This window comes from Pseudomonas sp. 58 R 3, assembly GCF_900006605.1.
Classification (GTDB): domain Bacteria; phylum Pseudomonadota; class Gammaproteobacteria; order Pseudomonadales; family Pseudomonadaceae; genus Aquipseudomonas; species Aquipseudomonas salomonii.
Genome location: NZ_CVTT01000079.1, coordinates 809 through 1,081, shown reverse-complemented (window position 1 = coordinate 1,081; position 273 = coordinate 809). Strand labels below are relative to the sequence as shown.

Annotated in this window: 1 protein-coding gene; it reads right to left on the bottom strand. The window is 53.8% G+C overall.

The window, feature by feature from the left end:
• A partial coding sequence (locus BFP92_RS31835; protein ID WP_170875868.1) for an immunoglobulin-like domain-containing protein occupies positions 1-273 on the bottom strand: 273 nt, incomplete at both ends.

The following is a 273-nucleotide window of genomic DNA, read 5'->3' as shown; positions in this document are numbered from 1 at the left end:
CGATCGAGTCAGTGATGGCTGTTTCAGCTGCCTTCGGATCGGTGACCAGGTTCTCGAAGTTACCGCCTTCGGTTTTAGCGATCGTAGTGCTGACAGTCGAACCGTTGTTATAGACGTCGTTGGCTGGAGTGTTAAACACGGTCGAGCCGACGGTTTCACCGGCCTTGATCGTGATGGTTTGGCCATTGCTCAACGTTACGGTGACGTCGGTTTGCGCCTTGTTAGTCAAGGTCGCGGTGTAAGTGATATCGCCGCCTTCAACTACCGACGCTT